Here is a 24045-nt window from a genome sequence, read left to right on the forward strand (position 1 = left end):
TTAAGGTATTCCGATAAGCTTGTGGGTCTGGAGTGAAAGCCCCCATAAAGGGTGTTCCAGGCAGTATTCAATAGCGGCCTGCGTGTTAGCTGCTTGTTGCGGGCCATCCATAGGCTGAAGCCAGAAATGTTGGAAATCAAAATTTTCCAGAGTAGATGGGTCAATGCCCGATTGCGGGAATACAAGTTTCAGCTCGGTTCCCGCTTTTTGCACCAGTTCAGCCCCGGCTTTGGGGCTGATGCACAACCAGTCTATGCCTTCGGGCGCGATGACTGTGCCGTTGCTTTCTACTGCAATAGTAAAGTCTTGGGCATGCATGGCGTTTATCAAGGCAGAATCAAGCTGGAGCAGGGGTTCACCCCCTGTAAAAACAACCAGTTTTTGGCCGGTTGCTTTTACATCCTGCGTAGGCTGCGGCCAGAAGCTGGCAATGGTTGCCGCCAGTTCTACCGCATTTTCAAACTTGCCGCCGTTCACGCCATCTGTGCCGATGAAATCGGTATCGCAAAACTGACAGATGGCTTTAGCCCGATCTTCCTCTCGCCCAGACCATAGGTTGCAGCCTGTAAAGCGGCAGAAAACAGCCGCGCGACCGGCCTGTCCGCCTTCACCCTGAAGAGTAAGAAAAATTTCTTTAACCGAATACGTCATGAATTATGCAGAAGGTAGGCCAATGCCTGTTGTGTGCATCCCAAGCTTATCCAGCAAAGTTCTGTCACGTGTGGCTTGTGGGTTTGGGGTGGTCAGCAGGCGTTCACCATAGAAAATGGAGTTGGCACCAGCCAAAAAGCAGAGCGCCTGTGTTTCATCACTCATGTTTTCGCGGCCAGCAGCAAGGCGTACGCGGCTTTTGGGCATGGTAATGCGGGCAGCGGCAATCATGCGCACAAAATCAAGCGGTTCCACTTCGTCTGCTTTGGCCAGCGGCGTGCCTTCCACTTTAACCAGCAGATTGATCGGCACGCTTTCAGGGTGTGCGGGCAGGGTGGCAAGGGCCGTAATCAGGCCAGCACGATCTGTTTCATTTTCACCCAAACCAACAATGCCGCCGCAGCATACATTGATGCCGGCATCCCGCACGTTGGAAAGCGTATCCAGCCGTTCCTGATAAGTGCGGGTGCTGATGATTTCCCCATAATATTCGGGGGAAGTATCCAGATTATGGTTGTAATAATCCAGCCCGGCATCATGCAGTTTATGGGCCTGCGCGTTATCCAGCATGCCCAGCGTTACGCAGGTTTCCATCCCCAACTGCTTTACGCCTTCAATCATGGCGCACACGGTATCCAAATCACGTTCCTTGGGGGAACGCCAAGCAGCCCCCATGCAAAAACGGCTGGCCCCAGCGGCTTTGGCCTTTTTGGCCTCAGTCAACACGGCTTCAACAGCCATCAGCTTGTCTGCCTTTACGCCTTGCTCATGCTTGGCGCTTTGTGGGCAGTAGGCGCAATCTTCCGGGCAGCCACCAGTTTTAATGGAAAGCAACGTGGAAATTTGGGTTTCCGTTGGGTCAAACGCAGCACGGTGCAGCGTTTGTGCCCTGAACATCAGCTCAGGAAACGGTAGGTCAAGCAGAGCCTGAACTTCTGCGACCGTCCAATCATGGCGGACTTCCGAAGAGGAGGTGACAGAAGAGTGAGCGAGTGGGGAAGAACCATCAGGCATGGAATGCAAACCGAACCAGATTTATAGAGAAGGAAAGTGATTTATAGCCTTTTTATCCAAGCAAGGCCAGTTTTCACGTTGCTTGTTAAAGACATATTCAGGGCTATACGCCATACTAAATGTTTATAATTCAGCTTGTCATGATGCGGCTGGAATGAAGGAGAACAAAATGTCTGCAAAAAAAGGCGTTTCCGGCGCAATCCTTGCCGTAGCACTAACCGGCATTTTGGGTGGCTGCCATGAACAGCATGAAGAAAATGCTAATCGAGCTGTGCGGCCGTTGCGGATGCCTAATCCGGCGGCAGTTTATTGTGTGAAGAAGGGTGGCACGCTGAGCACCGAAAGCACAGACAAAGGGCAGATCAGCTACTGCCATCTGCCGGACGGTAGCGTGATGGAAGAATGGGAGCTGTTCCGTAAGGACAATCCGATGCCCAAAAAGTAATTTGATCGATCGAACATGAATTTTGGCTCGATGCAGGGGATTTTAACCCATGAGGGGGCTTTGCATCGGGCATTTTGAGCGCTTTAGGCGGTAGGGTGGATCGATTTTAGAATTTTAGGGCGTCAGAATGAGCGTGTGAGAGGGTGCTGTGCAGATATGATTGATGGGTCTGAATATTTTTCAAACGGCTATAAATTGTATAAGATATATTATGCAAACAAAACGGACTATAAAACATGAGTGCGTGAGGGATCGCTTATATAACTATTCGTTATGATAGTTAATTGGAGAATATGGCCCTTGCGACGTTGAATTTTGGGTTGTGGGTTCCTTATTATATCTGTATCACGTCGTTAATTACATTTTCTGTCATACGGGTTTGTGTGTAGTGACCGCTCTTTCTGATGATACAGCGACCATAGCAAAGCAGCTTGTGCCCGTGCAGGAGAACCCAGTTCTTCTGCTGCACAAGGCAAGTGAGCTTTTGGGTGACAGGTTGGCTGTCCTCTCCTCTTTTGGGGCGGAATCTGCGTTGCTTCTGGCTATGGTGGCAGAGGCTGATCCGGCCATGAAAGTGCTGTTTCTGAATGCCGGGAAACACTTTCCGCAAACCCTTGAATATCGGCAGAATTTGGCAGATTTTCTGCACCTTTCCAACGTTCAGGACGTGGCGCCACAGCCCCAGCAGGTCGAAAATCGGGATCCTACGGGGGAATTGTGGGCGTTTGATCCTGATGCCTGCTGCGCCTTACGCAAGGTGGAGCCCCTAAAGGTGGCTTCTCTGCCCTATGAAGCGCTGGTTACCGGGCGTAAACGTGGGCAGGCTGCAACAAGATCCACGCTGGAAATTGTGGAATTACGAGAAGATGGGCAGTTGCGGCTTAACCCTCTTGCATTTTGGAGTGCGGAAGACATTACGCAAGAAATGCAGCGCCGGGGGCTGCCTCCTCACCCGTTGGTGGCGGAAGGCTATCTTTCCATCGGCTGCGCCCCATGCACGCAACCAGTCAATGGTGCGCAGGATGCACGGGCCGGACGCTGGGCCGGGTTGAACAAAACCGAATGCGGCATCCATATCAAACACTAACGGGTTTCGGCTGATTTTACCCTCAGCCACATCGTGTCATACACAGGGTTACGGAAACGGAAACATGGATCATCTTGATCAACTCGAAGCTCAGAGCGTTTTTATTCTGAGAGAAGCTTACAGAAAGCTCAAACCTCTGGCCATGCTGTGGTCTTTGGGTAAAGATTCCAATGTTATGGTCTGGCTGGCCAAAAAGGCGTTTCTGGGCCGGGTTCCCTTCCCTGTCATGCATGTTGATACCGGCAAAAAGTTCCCGGAAATGTACAAATTCCGCGATGAATACGCCAAAAAATGGGATCTCAATCTGCTGCTGGGCGAGTGCCCGCCGGTAGAAGATATGGATCCTTCCCTTCCGCCTGCCGCTCGTTCTGCTGCGCGTAAAACAGCAGGCCTTGCCGCCATGATCGAAAAGCACAAGCTACAAGGCGTTATTGCCGGTATCCGCCGTGATGAGCAGGGAACGCGCGCCAAGGAACGTGTTTTCAGCCCGCGTGGTGCCAGCCATAAATGGGATATTCGTAACCAGCCGCCCGAATTCTGGGATCAGTACGCAACTCCGCACGAAGAAGGCATGCATATTCGCGTGCATCCGCTGCTGGCTTGGCGTGAAATTGATATCTGGCGCTATATCGAGCGGGAAGGCATTCCGCTGGTTGATCTGTATTTCTCCAAAAACGGCAAGCGTTACCGCTCTTTGGGTGATTCAGACATCACCTTCCCGGTAGAAAGCAACGCTTCCACCTTGGCGGAAGTGATTGAAGAACTGGAAACAACCAAAACGTCTGAACGCGCAGGCCGCGCAATGGATCATGAATCCGAAGATGCTTTTGAACGCCTGCGTGTGGCGGGTTACCTCTGATTACGGCGTGGACTGGAAATAGAATATCATGAGCGAAAAAATTTATTCATCTCAGGATGCCGCCACGCCAATCGTGATTGTGGGGCACGTTGACCACGGTAAATCCACCCTAATCGGGCGTTTGCTGCACGATACGGACAGCCTTCAGGATGGTAAGGTTGCCCAGATTATTGAATCGTCCAAAAAGCGCGGCCTGAAGATTGAATGGAGCTTCTTGCTGGACTCCCTTCAAATCGAGCGCGATCAGGGCGTTACGGTTGATTCCACCCGCATTCCGTTTCGCTTGGGCCAGCGCGAATTTGTGATTGTGGATGCGCCGGGACACCGCCAGTTCCTGCGTAACATGATTACAGGTGCCGCCGATGCAGAAGCCGCCGTGCTGGTGGTGGATGCACAGGAAGGTGCGCGTGAGCAGACACGCCGGCACGCCATGCTGCTGCACCTTATCGGCATTCGCCATGTTATTGTGCTGCTGAACAAGGTGGATCTGCTTGATTTCGACCAGACCAAGGTAGAAGCGGTCGAAAAGTCTGTAACGGAACTTCTCAACAAACTGGGGCTGGAAGCTGCTCTGTTTGTTCCGGCTTCTGCGCGTGATGGTGATAACATTGCCAGCCGCTCAGAACGCTCTCCGTGGTATAAAGGCCCTACGCTGACAGAAGCTCTGGCCAGCGTGCCCTCACCCGCTTCCCGCTCCGAACTGGCGTTGCGTCTGCCGGTGCAGGACGTATATCGTTTTGATAACACCCGCTATGTGGCTGGGCGTGTTGAGCGCGGTCGTGTGCGCGTGGGCGATACGGTTATTATCGGCACGCAGAAAACCCCTGCTCGCATTGCTTCGATTGAAAGTTGGCATACGGCGCCGCATGTGTCTGCCTCTGCTGGGCAGTCCATCGCCGTAACGCTGGAACCAGACGTGATTCCCGATCGTGGTGACCTGCTGCATCATGCTGATGCACGGCCAATGGAAGCCTCCCGCGTGCGGGTGCGCCTGTTCTGGCTGCGTCAGGAACCGCTGCGTGTGGGTGAACACTTCCGCCTACGTCTGGCCACGGCAGAACATGCTGTTACCGTGACGGCTATTGATAAAGTGGTGGATCTGGATGATCTGACAGAACACCCCGGCACCAAAGTTCCGCCCGAAGGTTTTGCGGAAATCGTACTGTCTGCGGCAGAAAACATTCAGTTTGACCCGTTCACCCCCGGCACGACAGATGGCCGCGGCGTGTTGGTTGACCGCCAACAGCGTATTGTGGGCGGCGCGCCTATTATTGGCCCAGCCAATATTGCCGATGGTGAAAAGGTTATTCACCCAAGTGCTAGCACCGTTACCGTGCAGGACCGTGAACGCGCCAAAGGTCACAAAGGCTCTGTGTTCTGGCTGACCGGCCTATCTGGCTCTGGCAAAAGCACGCTGGGCCGTGCAGCAGAAACCCGTTTGTTTGCAGATGGTGTGGATGTAACCGTGCTGGATGGTGATACGCTGCGTGCCGGCCTGTGCAAAGATCTGGGCTTCTCTGAAGCTGATCGGACCGAAAACGTGCGCCGTGCTGCAGAAGTAGCACGCTTGCTGCGTGATGCTGGTCAGGTTGTGATTGTGGCCCTGATCTCCCCACTGCGTTCCGACCGTGATCTGGCCCGCCAGATTATTGGAGACGGGTTTGAGGAAGTGTTTGTAGATGCCGATCTTGGCACTTGCGAACAACGAGACCCCAAGGGCCTGTATGCAGCCGCACGCGCAGGAAAAATCAGCGGCTTTACAGGCATTGATGCCCCGTATGAAGCCCCAGGCATACCTGCCCTGCGACTGGTAACCGGTAAGGATAGCGTAGAGGCTGCCACAAAAACGCTGGTGACTTTTGTAGAAGACACCGTGCGTAACAAAACCGGCGCCCGCGCGCAGTCTTAATTGCCTTCTGGTTTGATAAGGCGGGTGTAAAATACCCGCCTTATTTGCCCTTGTGGGTGGTTGTTAAGAGCTTATGTGTATTTTGAGGTGCCGGGGGTGCTTCAAGATACGTTTTTGATACGTGGCATATTGATATTCTCGCATCTGTTGTGTAATTCTAAACCTGCACACGGGGCAGAAAGGGATAAGCGTTGGATCGGAGAAACAATCGGCGGGATGAACAGGGGCTGAGCGTTGTTACAGCCAACCGTCTGCTTGATGGGCGCATTGTATGGTTGGATGCGCAAGGTAAGTGGCAACTTTTTATCCAGCAGGCGCACCCTTTCCCCAATGCGGAAATGGAACAAGTTCTGGCCCGCCAAAACGCAAAAGCTGCTGCGGATGAAGTGGTTGGGGTGTATGGTGTACAAGTCGAGCAAACATCGTCTGGCTTGCTGCCCATAACCACGCGGGAGCGTATTCGTGCCCTTGGGCCAAGCGTTCATGCCGAGTTCACACCTGCATGGCAGGCTGCGCAACACGCCAGCGCCTGATACCAGCAGAGCAAGACGGACACAGTTAAAGCCATGTCTTATTCCACCCAGCCTGCCCTTCCGGTTGGCCGTTACGCGTATGATGATGTTGATCGTACGTTTCTCAAGCAGCGTGTTGAGCAGTTTCGGGATCAGGTCCAGCGTCGTATCGCTGGAGAGCTGACCGAAGAAGAGTTCAAACCCCTGCGGTTGATGAACGGTCTGTACCTTCAGTTGCATGCTTATATGCTGCGTGTGGCCATTCCCTATGGCACGCTCAGCTCTTCCCAGATGCGTGCCTTGGCACATATTGCCAGAACGTATGACCGGGATTACGGGCACTTCACCACGCGGCAGAATATTCAGTTCAACTGGATCAAGCTGGAAGATACGCCCGATATCCTGAATGTGCTGGCCGATGCAGAAATGCATGCCATCCAAACCAGCGGTAATTGTATCCGTAACGTCACGTCAGACCAGTTTGCTGGCGCTGCGGCGGATGAGGTGCTGGACCCGCGCGTGCATGCTGAAATCCTGCGTCAGTGGTCTACCCTGCACCCAGAATTCACGTTCCTGCCGCGTAAGTTCAAGATTGCCATTTCCGGCAGCAAGCAGGACCGTGTTGCCGCACGCTTTCATGATATCGGCTTACTGGCCCGCAAGGGTGAAAACGACCGTGCTGTATTTGAAGTGTATGTTGGCGGTGGCTTGGGCCGTACCCCGATTGTGGGTGTAAAACTGCGTGATGATCTGCCAGAAGAAGATCTGATTGCGTATCTGGAAGCCGTACTGCGCGTTTATAACGCATACGGTCGGCGCGATAACATGTACAAGGCCCGTATCAAGATACTGGTGCAGGCTTTGGGTGCAGAGGCTTTTCTGGCCAAGGTGAACACAGAATTTGCGGCTATGGATCGGGCACGTTATCGCCTGCCAGCCGAAATTGTTGCGGCCATTCAGGCCCGTTTTGGCACGCCAGAGTTTCAGGCAGAAAATGGCGCGGCAGAAGCTTTGGCTGCCCAGCAGAAAGCAGATGCGCAATTTGATGAATGGGTGCGCACCAATACGCATGCCCATAAACAACCTGGCTACGCATGTGTTACCATATCCTGCAAGCCGGTTGGCGGTATTCCGGGGGATGTAACATCTGCCCAGATGGATCTGCTGGCTGATCTGGCGGACAAATACAGCTTTGGCGAACTGCGCATTACGCATTTGCAGAATGTGGTTCTGGGCCATGTGCGCCAAGATGCGCTGCATGAGCTGTGGCAGATCCTTAAGGCAAATGGGCTGGGCACGGCCAATATCGAGATGGTGACAGACATTATTGCCTGCCCTGGTCTGGATTATTGCGCACTGGCCAATGCGCGTTCCATCCCTATTGCGCAAAAGCTGAGCGAACGCTTTGGAGATGCCGCACTCCAGCAGGAAATTGGTAACCTGCGGCTGAATATCTCTGGCTGCATCAATGCCTGCGGGCATCATCATGCAGGCCATATTGGTATTCTTGGCGTTGATAAACGGGGTGAGGAAGCATTCCAGATCACTCTGGGCGGCAGCGCGATGGAAGATGCCTCTGTTGGGCAGATTCTGGGTTCTGCACTTTCTGAAGATGAAACGGTTGATGCCGTGGCGCGGATCATAGATACATATCTGGCCGAGCGTGAGGCCGGAGAACGGTTTATTGATACGTGCCGCCGTCTTGGCACAGCCCCCTTCAAGGATGCAGCTTATGCCCCTGTTTGAAAACGGCCAGATTATTGAAGACACATGGCTGATCGCACAGGATGATCAGCCCTTGCCGGAAGGTGATGTGTTGGTGCCGCTAGCGCGTTTGGCTGAAGGTTTGGGCCGTAATGGTAAAGGGCGTTTGGGTGTTCTGCTCAAGCAGGATGAACAGGTGGAAGACCTTAAAGCCGCTCTGCCCCGGCTTGATGTTGTATGTCTGACATTCCCCATTTTCCGTGATGGACGGGCATTTACGCAGGCGCGGAGCTTACGTGAACACTTGCATTATGCGGGAAAAATTCGTGTAACCGGGCATTTTCTGCCCGATCAATACGAATTTCTGCTGCGTTGCGGGGTTGATCAGGTAGTTATTCCTGAAGGCAGCAAGATTGATGTGTGGGAAAAAGCACATCATCGCTTCACCATCGCCTATCAGCCTTCTGTATTGAACGAAAAGCCGGAAGGTTTTGCATTCAGGAGATTTCTCTCCTAATCAGGCTGCGTGATTATGCTGCGTGTCCTGAAGACAGATTGTAAAAACATGGCCCGTAAGGCTGGCGTATGGAGTTTACGCCAGTACTTGGGGTTTGCCCTTAAAACAACGCGCTGGACGTTTCGGGTAAACGAACAGGCATGGCCGCTGTTAACCAGCCAGAACGGGCAAACAGCGGTTGTGGCTTTCTGGCACGAAGTGTTGCCCTTAACATCGGTCTTATGGTGGTGGGCCGAGCCGCAGAACCCCCATATCCGCCTACGTGTGCTGATAAGCCGCAACCGTGATGGCCGCATGATTGCAGATGTGGTGGCTCCGTGGCGTATCTGGTCCATTGCAGGATCATCAGATTCCAAAGGAAAAAACAAAGGTGGGGCCGCAGCGCTCAGGCGGATGCGTGCAAGCTTGCGCAATGCCACCCTTGTTGCCATTACGCCCGATGGCCCCCGTGGCCCGCGCAGGCAGGCGCAGCAGGGCACACTGGCCCTTGCCAAGCTGGCAGGCAAACCCATTGTGCTGGTGGGCGCAACATGCACAGGCATACAACTGAAAACATGGGACCGGATGATTTTCCCCCTGCCTTTTGGGCGCGGTACTGTGGCATGTGCACCGCCTATAGATATGCAGCGGCATAATCAGGAAGAAGGCAGCGGCGGTGAAACATTTACCCAAAAGCTGGAACACGCGCTGGATAATATGATGCGCCTTGCGCAACAGCCTTCCAGCATGTCTTCCCCTGCCGGCTATACGCATGAAAGAGTAGCCCTTAGCCCACTCTCCCTTATGCCTTCGCGTGTGTGGCAAGTGGCCGCAACTGTTCTCTCCCCCGCTCTGCCCTTTTTTCTGAGATGGCGGCAAACCAAAGGAAAAGAAATTCCATCCCGTGTGCGGGAAAAAATGGGCTTTCCTTCACATTCTAGAGGTAATGGAAATCTCATATGGTTTCACGCTGCCAGTGTGGGAGAAACCGTTTCTATCCTGCCGCTTGTTTCTGCATGCCTGGCGCAGAAATCAGATTTTCAAGTGTTGGTCACAACAGGTACAGTCACGGCGGCGCGCCTATTGGCACAGCGTCTTACGCATCCGCGCGTTGTGCATCAGTTCATGCCGTTGGATGTGCCGCGTTGGGGTAAACGCTTTTTGGATTACTGGCAGCCAAAGGCCGCTGTTTTTACAGAAAGCGAATTATGGCCCAATATGCTGGGGCTGTGCCATACACGTAATATTCCCGTTATGCTGGTAAATGGCCGTATGTCTGCATCTTCCTTTAAAGGATGGCGGCGTATGGGGCGTGTGGCACGGCGGATGCTGGAGCGCTTTGCGTGGGTCTCTGCCCGCTCTGATGAAGATGCCCAGCGGCTGCAACAATTAGGTGCTACCAAACTGTTTGAAACGGGAGACCTAAAAACCGCCGCCCCGCCCTTGCCGGTAGATGAATCTGAACTGGCTCGCCTGAAAGAACATTTGGCTGGGCGCAGGATTTTTGCAGCAGTTTCCACTCATCCGGGTGAAGAACAGCAGATTGCTCAAGCTGCCAAGTTGATCCGGCGAGATTGCCCAGATGTGTTGGTGCTGGTTATCCCGCGCCATCCAGAGCGCGGGGCAGATTTAAGCGTTATGCTGGGCTATGTGCCGCGCCGTGGCGCTGGGCAAATTCCCACAGAAGATGATCTGCTTTGGGTGTGCGATACGCTGGGTGAATTGGGGCTGTTTTTCCGCTTGGCACCCTGCGTGTTTATTGGCAACAGCTTGCCCGGTGTACTAGGCGGTGGCGGTGGGCATAATCCGTTCGAGCCTGCACGGTTGGGCTGTGCCATTGCATCTGGCCCATTGGTGCAGAACTTTACAGATGCCTTTCAGCACATGGCCGCGGGCATTATGATTGTAAACACAGCGCAGGAACTGGCTGCATGGGTGCGAGACATGTTCGCCAATCCTGCCAAGCGCCAACAGCTTGCCGATAATGTGCAGCGCATTGCCACGGCCAATGCAGACCTGCCGGAACGCCTGGCAAAGCATATTTTAACGCAGATATGGTAAGGCTGCGTGCCCCTGCGTTTTGGAGCCAGCCTTCTGCCAAAATAAGGCCGCTCCTGTTATCTCCATTTTCTGCCATTGTGGCGGCAATAACGGCACGTAAGCAACGCCAGATGTGCTGGGCGGCACCAGTGCCCGTGCTGTGCTGCGGGAATATTTCCGTAGGTGGCACAGGTAAAACCACGGTGGTGCTAGATCTGGCAGCGCGCTTGCTCCTGCGGGGGAAAAAACCTCATATCCTCACGCGAGGATATGGCGGACGCCTACGCACAATAACACGGGTAAACCCAGCACAACACACCGCACAGGATGTGGGGGATGAGCCCTTGCTGCTGGCACAGCTTTGCCCTGTATGGGTTGGGGCAGACCGCGCAGTTTCTGCTCAAATGGCTGTGGCTGCTGGCGCGGATTGCCTGTTGATGGATGATGGCTTCCAAAATCCATCTCTTCACAAAAATCTGTCCTTGCTGGTGGTAGATGGCGGTGTGGGCTTGGGCAATGGTCATGTCTTGCCTGCAGGCCCGTTAAGGGAGCAGCCATTGCAGGCCTTTGCGCGGGCGCAGGTCACTGTTTTAATAGGGCCGGATAAAACAGGATTTCTGGCACAGTTTGGAAAAGTTACACCGCATCTTATGCAAGCAGAACTGCGGCAGTCCGATACTGTCAGCGCGTTACAAGGGCAGCGTTGCGTGGCATTTGCTGGGCTGGGGCGGCCAGAAAAGTTTTTTGAAGGGCTTAAAAACTGCAATGTCGCATTAGAGCAGGTCGTAGCCTTTCCTGATCATTATTTTTATAAACAACAGGATTTGGAGCATCTGGCAGATATGGCCGTTTCCCTGCAGGCGCGTTTGGTAACAACACCCAAGGATGCTGTGCGTTTGCCTGAATATTTCCGCCAGAAAGTTATAACTGTTGGGGTAGATCTGGTATGGCAGAACCCTGCCGCACCACACGTCTTGCTAGACCAGTTTTTGAATGGATCAGCGAGATGAGTAGCAAAGCCCTTACGGCCGCCTTGATGCAGGCAGAGGCCCTTCTGGCAAGCGGGTTGCTGAAGTTTCTAACATGGCTTGGACCTTCTACCGCTTCCAATGTTGCGGGGAATGTTTGCCGCTTTATAGGCCCCAAACTCCCTGTTTCTGGTGTGGCATATCGCAATCTGGAATTAGCTATGCCAGAGCTAACCCCACAGCAGCACCGCCAGATTGTACACGGTGTGTGGGAAAATCTGGGCCGCACAGTTGGGGAACTGCCTCATATTGCGGCCTTGCAGGAAAACACGCCTTCCGGCCCAGGTTTTGAGGTTCAGGGTGCTGAATATCTGGAGGAACAGGCGCGCAAAGGTGGGCCTGTTCTGTTTGTGTCCGGCCATATCGGAAACTGGGAAATGCTTCCTCCCGGTGTTGCACGCCATGGCACACCTTTTGCTTCTTTTTACAGGGCCGCAGGCAACCCGCTGATAGATGGCATGATCCGCCGTTTGCGTGATAAAGCCATGGGCAACACGCCCGTGCCATTGTTTGCCAAAGGTGCCAGAGGTGCGCGGGAAGCACTCTCTTATGTTTCCAAAGGTGGCAGATTGGGCATGTTGGTTGACCAGAAAATGAATGACGGTATTGAGGTGTCGTTCTTTGGCCGCCCTGCCATGACAGCCCCAGCCCTTGCCGCTATGGCGCTGCGTTACCGCTGCCCGGTTATTCCCGGATATGTGGAACGCCTAGGCCCTGCCCGCTTGCGTATTGTGGTTGAGCCGCCGTTGGACCTGCCAGATACGGGAGACCGCAAGCAGGACCTGCACACATTGGCGCAGATGATCAATGATCGTCTTGAAACGTGGATAAGGCGCAAGCCAGAAAGCTGGCTGTGGTTACACCGGCGTTGGCCCAAGGAACTTTATAAGCGGAAGACCTAGTCTTTTGAGTGTGTGCATGTAAGGCATAGGCCGAATGCAGGCCTGCGCGCTCGTCTTGCTGCACGTAAAGGCGTATAATGTGCTCAGCCTTTAATGCCTTATTTTATCAGGAGTTACAGCAATATGTCTTCACCCAGCCCTGCCCTTGCCACACGTTTGGAAGCCGCACGGGCTGTGGTGCATGATGCCGCACAGATGGCCATGGCTATGCGTCCGCCACCGGGTGGGCCGCAGGCATCGCAAAAATCTGCGCAGGATTGGCTGACAGAAACAGATGGCGCGGTAGAAGCCTTTATTGCCAACCGTATGAAAGCTCTTTTCCCCGATGATGGCTTTCAGGGGGAGGAAGGTGGTGTTGCGCGCACAGGCAGCTTGCGCTGGGTGGTAGACCCTATTGATGGCACCTCTAACTACGCACGTGGGCGTTGTCGTTGGTGTATTTCACTCGGCTTGTTGGATGGGGATGAACCCGTGGCCGGTGTGATTGATGCCCCCGCCTTGGGCGAAGTGTACACTGCCCTGCGTGGATATGGCGCATTTTTGAACGGCAAGCGTATTCAGGCTTCTCCGGTGAAGGACCCTACCAGCTCAATGATTGAAATGGGCTGGAGCAACAGAGTGCCCAAACCTGTGTTCATGGAAAAAATGGACGCCATTATGGCAATGGGTACCATGCCTCGTTCAGGCGGCTGTGGTGCATTGGCGCTGGCTGATGTGGCAAGCGGGCGGCTAGATGGCTATATCGAAATTGTTATTAACCTGTGGGATGTGGCCGCAGCCTTGCCCTTGCTGGCTGAAGCTGGGGCGCGTGTTTCACCCTTTTTGCAAGAAGGCGGGCTAACGGGGCCAGCCACAATTATGGCAGCAAACCCGCATATTGCGCAGGCTCTTTCCGAGGCAGTATCTATTCCGCTGGCATAAGTGAAAAACATGCACGCGGGGCCTTTCTGCGGCCACAAAGGCGTGCTTTCTAGCAGATCATATTTACCGGCTTATTGTGGAGAATTCCGGCATGCGTCTGGTTACTCACCTTTCTTCTGCTTCTCTGGCTTTAGCTGCTGCGTTTTCTTTGTGCGTTGCGGCACCGGTTCAGGCGGCTGATAAGCCGCAGGCGCTGGTTGATAAGGCTGCCCTGAGCGTACAGGATGTTTTTGTAGGCGCAACCAGCCAAAGCCCGATGGTAACCAATCTGGCCAAAGCCCGTGCTGTCATGGTGTGCCCAGATATGTTCCGCATGTCTATTGCTTTTGGTGGTGCACATGGTGGCTGCCTACTGTTGGCGCGCGATGCTCGTGGTTCATGGTCTGATCCGGCATTTTATACCCTTAGCACCGCATCATTCGGTTTGCAGTTTGGGGTGCAGAGTTCCGAGATCGTTTTCTTTGTCATGACAGATCGCGGTTTGCAGGCCCTGCTGGATAGTCAGTTCCAGTTTTCTTCCAATGCAGGGGCCTCTTTTGCCAGCATGAGCACGGCAGTTGCTAAGGGAAATGCAGGCGCACGCAATACGGATATTCTGATTGCCCAGAAATCTCAGGGCGTGTTTGCTGGCGCTTCCTTGGGTGGTAGCAAACTGACCGTGAACAGCGATGCCAACCGCGCATACTACAAGCAGAGCATTGGCCCAGAAGATATTGTTGTCAGCATGCGCGTGAACAACCCGGATGCTGACCCCCTGCGGAGTGTGCTGATGCGTTATGCCGCTATGGCAAAAAGCACAGGTGCTGCGTCTTCCACATCCTCACGCGCATCTAACAGCAACACGGTTTCTCAGAGCGATGCAGATGCTCTTGCCGCAGATACTGTTGGGGCATCTGGTGGCGGTGGCATCAAGCAGGAAAGCCTAAGCCCCTCTAGATAAGTTTTTCTAGGTTAAAGATTAAGCGCTTTTTGCCCTTGGGGGTGAAAAGCGCTTAATGCGTATTATGTTGCCGAAAAGCAGAAACATTCCGATTATGTTCGGCCAGTGTGGTGGAAAAATTATGCCCACCATTGCCATTTGCGACAAAGAAAAGAGCATCCCCACTGGCAGGGTGTGCCGCAGCCTCTAATGAAGAAATACCGGGTGAGCAAATAGGCCCGGGAGGCAACCCTGTAACAACATAAGTATTATATGGATCTGGCGTAGTGAGATCCGTGTGCGTAAGAGCACGCCCTAGCGGTGGATTGCCATGCGTTATGGCGTAAATCACGGTTGGGTCTGTTTGCAGTTTCATACCCTTTTGCAGGCGGTTTAGAAAAACGCGCGCAACCATGGGTCTTTCTGCAGGTAAGGATGTTTCTTTTTCTATAAGAGATGCCAGAATAAGCAGAACCTGTGGTGATGATACAATACCATCTAAAGCAGGATCATGCTTTTGCCAGACGGTATTAAGCGCCGTTTGCATGGCATTTTGTGCACGTTTTACAATATCAATCCGTTGGCTATTCCGCAGGTAATTATAGGTTTGCGGCAATGTGCTGCCCTCTGCGGGCAAAGGTGCCTCACCTTCCAAAAAAGGTGCAGAAGCAATAACGGCCTGAATCTGGTGGGCAGAAAGCCCTTCCGGAATGGTCAACTTATGTAAAACAGGTCTGCCGTGCCGCAGAATAAACAGCACATTCTGCATGGAAACATGTTGTGGAAAATGCAGTTCTGCGGCGTGTAGTTGGCCACTTTTACGCGTAAGAGAGATAGCCGTTACAAACAGCTTATCTGTTAACCAGCCAGATGGCAGAACTTGCGCTTGTTGAAGCGCACTTATTGTGCTGGCGTAGCCACCATGTGGCACAACAACATCCGCGGCCTCTGGCAAGGGCCCCGGTTTTATATAGCTATACCATGCAAAAAAACCTGTTCCTCCTCCTGCTAATGCAGAAAGAAGAAACAGGCCCCCTAGCCATTTCAGGGCAGCACGACCTTTTTTGGTAGGCTGTTTTGCAGGCTTCTTTTTTGGTTTAGACGCCACGCACAATCAGGCTGGCATTTGTGCCGCCAAATCCAAAGCTGTTGGAAAGAGCCACGTTAATTTCCCGCTGCTGTGCCGTGTGGGCAATGCGGTCAATCACGCTTTCACGCGATGGATTATCCAAGTTCAGCGTAGGCGGCGCCACGTTGTCCCGAATGGCCAGAATGGAGAAAATAGCTTCCACTGCACCAGCGGCACCAAGCAAATGGCCTGTTGCAGATTTGGTGGAAGACATGGCCAGCTTACGGGCATCATCACCAAACAGGCGTTCAACTGCTTCTAGCTCAAGGTCATCCGCCATGGTGGAGGTGCCGTGGGCATTTACGTAGTTGATGTCTGCCGGGGTAAGGTCTGCACTTTTCAGCGCAGCGCGCATGGCACGGTATGCCCCGTAATGGCCTTCTGCCGGTGCGGTAATATGGTATGCATCACCAGACATGCCGTAGCCGATAATTTCGCCATAAATTTTGGCGCCACGGGCTTTGGCGTGTTCGTATTCTTCCAGCACTAACACGCCGGAACCTTCACCCATTACAAAACCATCACGGTCTTTATCCCATGGGCGGGAGGCTTTTCCGGGCGTATCATTAAAGCCGGTAGACAGTGCACGAGCTGAGCAGAAGCCTGCGATACCCAATGGGCAAACGGTTGCTTCTGCACCACCTGCTACCATTACATCGGCATCGCCAAACATGATAATGCGCGCGGCATCACCAATGGCATGCACGCCGGTGGCGCAAGCTGTGACAACTGAATGATTTGGCCCCTGAAAACCATATTTAATGGAAACATGGCCAGAAACCAGATTGATGAGAGCGGACGGGATAAAGAACGGCGAAAGACGCCGCGCCCGACCTTCATGCACGGTAATGGAGGCATCATAGATGGTCTGTAAACCACCAATGCCAGAGCCAATCATCACACCGGTACGGCATTTATCTTCTTCAGTTTCGGGTTTCCAACCGGAATCCTCTACCGCTTCCGTTGCTGCCACCAACCCCATGTGAATGAAGCGGTCCATTTTGCGCTGGTCTTTGGGGGAAATCCACTCGGAAAGTGTAAGCTTTCCTTCTGCGGTCGGCCCTTCCGGCACTTCCCCAGCCACATGGGCCGGCAGATCGCTTGGGTCGAACTGCGTGATTCTACCAATCCCGCTTTCGCCTGCAATCAGACGTGACCATACGTTTTCAACGCCCAGACCCAGAGGTCCGACGATGCCCATTCCGGTGACGACTACCCGTCTCCGTCCAGAATTTACTCCGGCCGACTGCAACAAACCAGCCCGCTCCCTGTTCTGCACGTATATGGTCCCTCAAATAGTAGAGGAACCCACAGTTTCCGTTAAACGCAAAAGTACCTGAAAATCAGGCAGCTTTCTGCTTTTCGATGTAATCGATAGCATCTTTAACGGTGGTGATTTTTTCCGCTGCATCTTCCGGGATTTCGACATTGAAGGCTTCTTCAAACGCCATCACCAGCTCAACGGTATCAAGGCTGTCAGCGCCCAGGTCATCGATGAACGATGCATCCGGTGTGACCTTGCTTTCCTCGACGCCGAGATGCTCGACCACGATTTTCTTAACCTTATCAGCGATTTCGCTCATCTGTCTTTGTATCCCATAGGCCCGGTTTTACATGCGGGCAGGTTGTTCTGGTGCCTGCTCTACCACAACCCCCGTTGGTAGAAGAATAGAAAACAGCACTGCTTCCGTTATTCTTCCCCAGCAACAGGGGTTGCGGGCGCTTAGCACGTTTTTCCATCACAAGCCAAGGCAAACCGGAAAAGACTTTCTTCCGGCCCCTCGGCCATGTGCGTGTTTGCATAGTCTGTCTGCCACATCTGAAAGTATTTTGCACCCTCTCTTCTGCGCAGGCAGTATAGAGACCAAGTTTAAGGGTGTTACCCCTTAAACCATTGCCATGCCGCCGTTTACGTGCAGCGTGGTGCCCGTAACCCATGCGGCTTGTTCCGATGCCAGATACAGCACGGCAGAAGCCACATCTTCTGGCTGACCCTGGCGGCCCAGCGGAATCGCGCCCAGCAGTTTTTCTTTCTGCGCATCTGGCAGAGCGTCTGTCATGGGGGTTACGATAAAGCCGGGGGCCACAACATTTACGGTTACGCCGCGTGGGCCGGCTTCCTGCGCCAAGGATTTGCTCATACCCACAATGCCAGCTTTTGCAGCAGCATAGTTGGCCTGCCCGGCATTGCCAGTGGCGCCGATAACCGAGGAAATGTTGATAATACGCCCTGCCCGGCGGCGCAGCATGCCTTTAAGTGCTGCACGGCACAGCCGGAAAGGAGAAGACAGATCAACATTCAGAACCTGATCCCAGTCTTCATCCTTCATGCGCAGGGCCAGCATATCGCGCGTTAAGCCTGCATTGTTCACCAGAATATCAATGGGAGCCCCAGCGGCTTCTTCCGCCTTGGCAATTAGGCCATCTGCTTCTTTGGGGTCAGAAAGGTTGGCAGCCACGTAGAATGCGCGCCCTTCTCCCAGTTCTTCTGCCTGCTTCTGCAACACGGCTTCACGCGTGCCAGATAGCACCACGTTTGCGCCCTGTGCGTGCAGTAAACGTGCAATGGCGCTGCCAATGCCGCCGGTTGCACCTGTAACCAGTGCGGTTTTTCCGTCCAATTTGAACATGATATTTATTTACCCGCTGTTTTTACAGAGTTTTCAGAAAAGATTCGATATCGGCGGGCGTTCCCACAGAAAGGCCAGTCACTTCAGAATCAATACGGCGCACAAGGCCGGAAAGTACTTTGCCTGCACCAATTTCTACAAATGTATCTACGCCCATACCAACCATAGCGGCCACACTTTCGCGCCAGCGCACACGGCCAGTGACCTGACGCACCAGATTTTGCCGAATCGTATCGGCATCGGTTTCGCGCTCGGCTGTTACGTTGGCAATTACGGGCACAATTGGGGCGGCAATTTCAGTTTTGGCCAGAGCTTCGGCCATAACATGTTCTGCCGGTTTCATGAGTGAAGAATGGAATGGTGCGGAAACTGGCAGCTTGAGTGCCCGCTTGATCTTCATTTCCTTGGCGATGGCAATGGCTTCATCAATGCCTGCGCTCTTGCCGGAAATAACAATCTGGCCACCACCGTTATCATTGGCAATTTCCACATCGCCTTTGGTGCAGATGTCTTCTGCCTGCGCCAACGTCACGCCAATAAGGGCTGCCATGCCGCCTTCTCCTGCGGGAACGGCTTTCTGCATGGCCTGTCCGCGTAGCCGTAACAGGCGTGCAGCTTCTGCCACACCAAAGGCACGCCCAGCCGCCAGAGCGGAATATTCACCCAGAGAATGCCCAGCAAGCAACGTAACTTTGCCAGCAAGATCCAAGCCGCCATCCTGTTCCAGAACGCGCAAAACAGCCATGGAAACTGCCATAAGTGCGGGCTGGGCATTTTCTGTGCTGGTCAGGCTTTCCATCGGGCCTTCAAAAATGATTTTGGAGAGTTTTTCGCCCAGGGCGTCATCAACTTCTTCAAAAACAGAGCGTGCCGCAGGAAAAGCTTCTGCAAGCTCCTGCCCCATGCCAACAGACTGGCTGCCCTGTCCGGGAAAAACAAATGCGTAAACGGCCATGATACTCACTGTTCCAAATTTTTCCTTGCCAGACACGGATGGAAACCACCTGTTTTGGCAAGATCATGAACTGCGCGGGCTGCTTTGTTATGCTTTGCGCAAAATAGCAGCCTGTAAAAAGGAAGCCACGCAAAACGCAGACCGGCAGGAAATCGGGCGGCAGAATACGGTGCAGTTTAACGCCGCACAATACGCCAGCCCAGAACAAGCAGTGCATCCCACGGTAGGGCAAGACATTCATGCGCGATACGCAGGAATTTTTTGCGCATATTAGGAACATGCGATTGCGCACGTAAAAATGGCACGGCCTGTACTTTCCAGCCAGCAAGGCGCATGAGTAAAACGCAGCGCGGCAGGTGTAAGGGGCTGGAAACAACAGCTATGGGCTGAGCAGTAGAATACCCAGCCAGACGCAACAAACGTGTGCAAGCAACGGCGGAATCAAACGTATCTCCCGCTGTAGGTTCGGGCAGAATATATTCTGGAGCAATTCCGGCCTTTAACAGGTGGGAGGCCATAACATCTGCTTCTGTCTGGCCGTTTTGCGGCACGCCACCTGTAGGAATATACACAACAGGCCCATGTGCTGCACCAAACACCAGCGCTGAGTGCACCCGGTTTAGCAGCGCGACAGAAGGGCTGCCATCTGGGTTGAGGGCTGCACCAAAAATAATTACGGGTAGTGCTGACATTTCATATCTCCTCCCCGTAATGGGTGCAATCAGGCTGGCGGGCGCAAGAGCACACGGTTAAGCCGTTCCAAAGTAGTAAAGCCTTCAGCCCATACTTTGCGGAACTTGCTTTCCGAAATACCACGAGCTGCCACGGCCTCTGCCAAAGCCCCAACTGTGCGCTCACCGTCAATTAAGGGCAGGATGCCGCGCATTTGTGGCGGTAAGGGAATGGGCACAACCAACGTGCCAAAAGCAAAAGGTAATGTGTGATCTGGCCGCATCTGCTTGGCCAGTTCTACCCCCGGTATTTCACGCATAACCGGCACAGATGCAAAATCTAGCGGATCTGGCGGCGTAATGTGTGCGCCTTTGCGTACAACATAGGCAACGTGCGTGGCCATATTGCCAGCCAGATCTTCCGCGATGGCGGCCTGCTGCTGCCATGGTAGGCCGCTGATGCGTGCACGCAGGCGTGGGTCTGGCAAAAACAGGGTTGGATCATACCGCGCCGGTTCCATCAGGCAGGAAGGTTCCAACCCGGCTTTATCGAGAAACTCCAAAAACTCCGTAACGGTATAAGCTCGATCTCTTGGGTTCAGCAGCAGATCGTATAATCCTGCATCGCCGCCGGAAAGGTGATCTCCAAAGTTGCCATTCTGCCGTAGCCACGCGGTAGCTGGCAGCGTGCGCATAACGCGGCGTGCCATATCCAGCCGAGCTTGAGGTGTTTCGGAATGAGGCGCAATTTTTTCGAGGGCATCCTGCACCATGTAAACGCCAGTGCGCCCGTAGGGAGCATAGACCATCAGCCCCATCCCGCCATCGGGGGCGAGGTGCTTTTCCAGTAGAGCCAATGCGGCATCAGGATCAGGCAGATGATGCAGCACACCACAGCAATCAATATAATCAAAAAGACCCAGATCCAGCGTATCCAGCTCTGTCAGAGAACCCTGAATGAAGCGGATATTCGCCAGTTCCCGCGCTTGCGCTCGTGCCTGCGCAATGGAAAGCGCTTTTTGGGAGCGATCCACACATACAACCTCACCGGGGCGTCCGGCGCGCTGTAGGTGCGTTGCCAGCATGATGGCGCCATCCCCCGTGCCGCACCCGGCCACCAATGCACGCAAAGGCTGGCTTTGCGGCCGTTTTGCACCAAAAACCCAGTAATCAATTTCCCGCAGATGGCTGGGGCTGCCTATTAAAAGGCGTTTGGCCTCATCTTGCGGATTTCTTTCTGGGTATGGATACGCCTCATACTGAGCGGCAAGGCTGGAATCGCGCGTATCGGCGGGGGATTGCTCTGTCATGCTGGCGCGGCCTTTCCTTAGCGGGGCAGTAATTTGCCGCGCTGCCAGGCTTCTGCCGCTTCATCGGCTGTCATGCCTTCAACACGCATGGCGTAATCCATGGCGCTAATAATTTTGGCGCTCAGCATCAGTTCATCCAGTTCGTCCAGAAGATCCTGCTCCATTTCATCCTTGGTTTCTGCACGGATCAGAATGCGCGCGTCCTGTTCGCCCCCTAATGCGTTCTTGGGGTCGTTCAGAATACGGAAACCGCCAATGTGAAACAGGAAGCAAGGCTGAAACAACGGCATCAGCACCAGTTCTTCCCGCTTAAGAGCGGCGTTGAGTTCTGCCAGAGCTTCTTCATCCGGCAGCACTTTCAGGCTGAAGCCAGCGGTATCCAACCCATACTGCTGCAACACGTTTTCCATGTGCTTTTGCAAGGATGCGGGTGTGATAATGGTGCGGGAAAGTTCTGGCCCAGCCTGTGCTACATCGTCCAAAGATGTCAGCGGCGTATCTTCTGCGGAAATGCAGCAATGGGCTGCTGGGCGAAATAAATTGCCAAGAGGAAGAATCCCAGGCGCCAGCATGCCAGCATCTTCATCCGGCAGCCATGCAGACACGTAAAAATCAACCTCACCCTTTTTAAGCATGTCTGTCAGCACGTCTTTAGGGCCAGTCACAATATCGGGCTCTACGTCATTGGCTTCCAGAACGCGGATGATTGCTGCTGCCGTAGCCTCATGCACGGTGGTTTCGGGATATGCGAGGGTCAGGCTTGTCATCTCAGGATCCTTTCAGATCTGCTCGAACTGGTGATGGTCTGCGTAGTCCTTGCAGCAGGAGAAACCCATGAGGCAATCCCTGAAATGGAAATAACAGGATTTCGTAATGATTTGGTGCAAGGTAAGTGGGCAAAAAAAAGCCGCCCCTCCCTTGGAAGGGAAGAAGGCGGTCAACCGGAATAATACCTTAAACTGGGGCGTTTAAGCGGCAACAATACCCTGTTCGTGCGGCATGACGGGGCGGATCATGTTTAGGGCATCGGCAAAAGTGTTAAAGCTACCCAGTTTATTGTCACGGATGGCATCCATAACAATCCAGCGGTTGCCGTGACAGTAAATCTGGTAAGCAGGATCTGGGGTTTCGCGCACCCATACCACAACATAACCAGCGGAAATGCCGGCCTGCTTCTGCTCAGATACAAAAACATCCGCATCGCAAATGCCCATGGGCTGAGCAGCCTGAACCCAACGGGTGAGGTAAGCCTGCTGGCGGGATGTGATCTCCATCTGGAATGGGATGATCTGGCAGGTGTGTTGCTGAGAAAATGTTGTTGTGCGCGACATGGTTTCTTTTATCCCCCTTACAATCCCGGTTCGGTCTTGATGTTTGGAGTGTAAAAGAGCCGCAGCGCGCTACGCTATGAGAAAACGAATGTTAACGCCTCAAAAGCAGGCAGGTTTAAGACCTCGTGACGAAAAAAACACAAACGCACGTAAATTGCACAATTTTTATGCCTGTTTTTTGTGCAATCGCCCTTCTGTGGTGCAGAAAAAAGAATCAGAATTTTGCCGAAACCATTAATGAACCATAGTTAAACAGGCCAGACTTGGCTGTGGTGAACTGCTGTGTCTGCCAAACCTGGCTGTAGGAAATGCGCAAACCGCAGAACATGAAGGCCAAACCGGCGTGAATTTCACCCACATCCCATTTTTTAATCACATGCAGGGAATTGCTGCGCATGGTGTTGCCTTGCAATGAGGCATCATACCCAACGGCCTCTCCCGTTACGCCGCCAAAGATGTACCATGAAAAAGGACGCCGGGATTTATAAGCATCGGTGCCATCTGTGCCGGAAGCCTGAATGGTAGGTGTGCCGAAATCACTATCCAGCCCCTGCCCGATCCGGAACACATCCCCAATGCGGCCATAAATCTGGTAATCACCAATGGCAGCCGCGGCAGATGGCAGCATGTCAAATTCCACGCCAAATACATGCGCCAAAGGCAAACGCCAGATACGCCCGCCCTGCACCTGAAAGATGGGCTGGTTTTTAAGCTGATGAGACCAGCCCTGATTTTTGGTATCGCCAATTAGGCCGTGGAATCCGTTCTGGAGCTGTTCGCCCAAGCCGCCCGGCCCCATAATACCAAACTGAATGCCAAATACGCTGCGGGTTCTATCCGTATCATTAATAAGATTCACGGTGCCCAGCAGCAGGCTGGAATAGGGCCTATCGTTAATACGGGCAGTTTGCGCCTGCCCCGGAGCCCACGGGCTGGAAACCTGCGTATTGCGCGGGGTAAAGATGAGCTGCTGCAAACCAATGCTAATACGCTGCACCCCTTCCCCCCAAATGGCCTTATTAATGGCGGCAATGGGGGTGGGCAGCGTGTTGGTGCCAGATGTCCAGTTAAAGCGCAGGCCGCTGGTATAATATTGGTCCGATGTGCCTTTCAGGGTGGTGATGGCATCGTTTTCACCCTGAAGGGTCCATGTGCCTTTGTTGTCAGAGGCAGGAGTTGCTTTGGCGGAAGAAAGAGAACACACGGATGCCCCTGCCAGCATAAGAGACGCAAGGGCAAGGCGCCGTACGCGAAGCCGTTTTAAAACTACGGGCATGCTTTTTCTTCCATTTGGCCATGTGCGGGCATGATTCTAGGCTGTTCTTAATAGATAATACCCACACAAGAAAGCCCGTTTCCCCTTAATCCTGTCCTGCTGTGGCTATCATGCTAGCATCGACCGGTTATGGGGGTAGAGACATCACATAACCGTGAGATTAAGAAAAGTGTGTGAAACTCCCGCCAATTTCATGCTTTTCTATAGTCGCACGCTGTTGGCTGTGCTACGGAAACAGTGGGCGCATTTGCAGCTT

General features: G+C 53.4%; 24 protein-coding genes. 12 read left to right on the forward strand and 12 right to left on the reverse strand.

The features are described from left to right. Entirely contained in the window at positions 1-651 is a 651-nt protein-coding gene (gene queE, locus A4S02_RS03745) for a 7-carboxy-7-deazaguanine synthase (RefSeq protein ID WP_070322989.1), read from the reverse strand. Between the two features lie 3 nt (positions 652-654). Beyond that, positions 655-1665 (reverse strand): biotin synthase BioB, encoded by a 1011-nt coding sequence (gene bioB, locus A4S02_RS03750; protein WP_070322990.1) that lies wholly within the window; start codon positions 1663-1665, stop codon positions 655-657. A 169-nt stretch (positions 1666-1834) separates the two neighbouring features. Here bioB and A4S02_RS03755 point away from each other — a divergent pair, with 169 nt between their 5' ends. The 12 genes from A4S02_RS03755 (at position 1835) to A4S02_RS03810 (ending at position 14508) form a co-directional block, all read left to right on the forward strand. Next, complete coding sequence (locus A4S02_RS03755) at positions 1835-2110, forward strand: putative hemolysin (RefSeq protein WP_019090243.1); 276 nt, start codon at positions 1835-1837, stop codon at positions 2108-2110. A 322-nt stretch (positions 2111-2432) separates the two neighbouring features. Then, a complete protein-coding gene (locus A4S02_RS03760) occupies positions 2433-3197 on the forward strand; it encodes a phosphoadenylyl-sulfate reductase (protein WP_082246738.1) in 765 nt (254 codons plus the stop codon). Between the two features lie 64 nt (positions 3198-3261). Beyond that, entirely contained in the window at positions 3262-4056 is a 795-nt protein-coding gene (cysD, locus tag A4S02_RS03765) for a sulfate adenylyltransferase subunit CysD (RefSeq protein ID WP_003628792.1), read from the forward strand. A 28-nt stretch (positions 4057-4084) separates the two neighbouring features. Next, entirely contained in the window at positions 4085-5965 is a 1881-nt protein-coding gene (cysC, locus tag A4S02_RS03770) for an adenylyl-sulfate kinase (RefSeq protein WP_070322991.1), read from the forward strand. Positions 5966-6156: 191 nt separating this feature from the next. After that, on the forward strand, positions 6157-6498 hold the full coding sequence (locus A4S02_RS03775) for a DUF2849 domain-containing protein (RefSeq protein ID WP_003628795.1): 342 nt from the start codon (positions 6157-6159) through the stop codon (positions 6496-6498). A gap of 33 nt (positions 6499-6531) precedes the next feature. Continuing rightward, positions 6532-8223: a nitrite/sulfite reductase gene (locus tag A4S02_RS03780; RefSeq protein WP_070322992.1), complete on the forward strand. Its 1692-nt coding sequence runs from the start codon at positions 6532-6534 to the stop codon at positions 8221-8223. Then, a complete protein-coding gene (locus tag A4S02_RS03785; RefSeq protein ID WP_070322993.1) occupies positions 8210-8698 on the forward strand; it encodes a DUF934 domain-containing protein in 489 nt (162 codons plus the stop codon). Before A4S02_RS03780 ends, A4S02_RS03785 begins: the two co-directional genes overlap by 14 nt. Before the next feature lie 15 nt (positions 8699-8713). Continuing rightward, complete coding sequence (locus A4S02_RS03790; protein WP_208858914.1) at positions 8714-10738, forward strand: glycosyltransferase N-terminal domain-containing protein; 2025 nt, start codon at positions 8714-8716, stop codon at positions 10736-10738. After that, positions 10732-11727: a tetraacyldisaccharide 4'-kinase gene (lpxK, locus tag A4S02_RS03795; protein WP_070322995.1), complete on the forward strand. Its 996-nt coding sequence runs from the start codon at positions 10732-10734 to the stop codon at positions 11725-11727. Before A4S02_RS03790 ends, lpxK begins: the two co-directional genes overlap by 7 nt. Further along, the gene (locus A4S02_RS03800) at positions 11724-12647 is read left to right on the forward strand and encodes a lysophospholipid acyltransferase family protein (protein ID WP_070322996.1); all 924 of its coding nucleotides are present in this window, start codon (positions 11724-11726) and stop codon (positions 12645-12647) included. The genes lpxK and A4S02_RS03800 overlap by 4 nt, the downstream gene beginning before the upstream one ends. Positions 12648-12740: 93 nt before the next feature. Next, positions 12741-13568 carry an inositol monophosphatase family protein gene (locus A4S02_RS03805; RefSeq protein ID WP_019090251.1) on the forward strand — a complete coding sequence of 276 codons (828 nt, stop codon included), beginning with the start codon at positions 12741-12743 and terminating at the stop codon, positions 13566-13568. A 91-nt stretch (positions 13569-13659) separates the two neighbouring features. Then, on the forward strand, positions 13660-14508 hold the full coding sequence (locus tag A4S02_RS03810) for a lipid-binding SYLF domain-containing protein (RefSeq protein WP_019090252.1): 849 nt from the start codon (positions 13660-13662) through the stop codon (positions 14506-14508). A 52-nt stretch (positions 14509-14560) separates the two neighbouring features. Here the strand turns inward: A4S02_RS03810 and mltG are convergent, their stop codons facing one another. The 10 genes from mltG to A4S02_RS03860 form a co-directional block, all read right to left on the reverse strand. Next, positions 14561-15595: an endolytic transglycosylase MltG gene (gene mltG / locus A4S02_RS03815; protein ID WP_082246740.1), complete on the reverse strand. Its 1035-nt coding sequence runs from the start codon at positions 15593-15595 to the stop codon at positions 14561-14563. Further along, positions 15585-16895: a beta-ketoacyl-ACP synthase II gene (gene fabF, locus A4S02_RS03820; RefSeq protein ID WP_019090254.1), complete on the reverse strand. Its 1311-nt coding sequence runs from the start codon at positions 16893-16895 to the stop codon at positions 15585-15587. The genes mltG and fabF overlap by 11 nt, the downstream gene beginning before the upstream one ends. A gap of 64 nt (positions 16896-16959) precedes the next feature. Beyond that, entirely contained in the window at positions 16960-17199 is a 240-nt protein-coding gene (locus A4S02_RS03825) for an acyl carrier protein (protein ID WP_003628807.1), read from the reverse strand. Between the two features lie 303 nt (positions 17200-17502). Then, positions 17503-18246, reverse strand: coding sequence for a 3-oxoacyl-[acyl-carrier-protein] reductase (fabG, locus tag A4S02_RS03830; protein ID WP_070322997.1), 744 nt, complete (start codon positions 18244-18246; stop codon positions 17503-17505). A gap of 22 nt (positions 18247-18268) precedes the next feature. Then, a complete protein-coding gene (gene fabD / locus A4S02_RS03835; protein WP_070324168.1) occupies positions 18269-19201 on the reverse strand; it encodes an ACP S-malonyltransferase in 933 nt (310 codons plus the stop codon). Positions 19202-19377: 176 nt separating this feature from the next. Beyond that, complete coding sequence (locus A4S02_RS03840; RefSeq protein WP_070322998.1) at positions 19378-19893, reverse strand: YdcF family protein; 516 nt, start codon at positions 19891-19893, stop codon at positions 19378-19380. A gap of 29 nt (positions 19894-19922) precedes the next feature. Continuing rightward, a complete protein-coding gene (locus A4S02_RS03845) occupies positions 19923-21182 on the reverse strand; it encodes a class I SAM-dependent methyltransferase (RefSeq protein ID WP_070322999.1) in 1260 nt (419 codons plus the stop codon). Positions 21183-21199: 17 nt separating this feature from the next. Beyond that, positions 21200-21949: a glycine betaine ABC transporter substrate-binding protein gene (locus tag A4S02_RS03850; RefSeq protein WP_050819723.1), complete on the reverse strand. Its 750-nt coding sequence runs from the start codon at positions 21947-21949 to the stop codon at positions 21200-21202. A 201-nt stretch (positions 21950-22150) separates the two neighbouring features. Further along, the gene (locus A4S02_RS03855; RefSeq protein ID WP_070323000.1) at positions 22151-22513 is read right to left on the reverse strand and encodes a hypothetical protein; all 363 of its coding nucleotides are present in this window, start codon (positions 22511-22513) and stop codon (positions 22151-22153) included. A 214-nt stretch (positions 22514-22727) separates the two neighbouring features. Continuing rightward, the gene (locus A4S02_RS03860) at positions 22728-23789 is read right to left on the reverse strand and encodes a lipid A deacylase LpxR family protein (protein WP_070323001.1); all 1062 of its coding nucleotides are present in this window, start codon (positions 23787-23789) and stop codon (positions 22728-22730) included. Positions 23790-24045: the final 256 nt, after the last annotated feature.

It is taken from the genome of Acetobacter ascendens (assembly GCF_001766235.1).
Classification (GTDB): Bacteria; Pseudomonadota; Alphaproteobacteria; order Acetobacterales; family Acetobacteraceae; genus Acetobacter; species Acetobacter ascendens.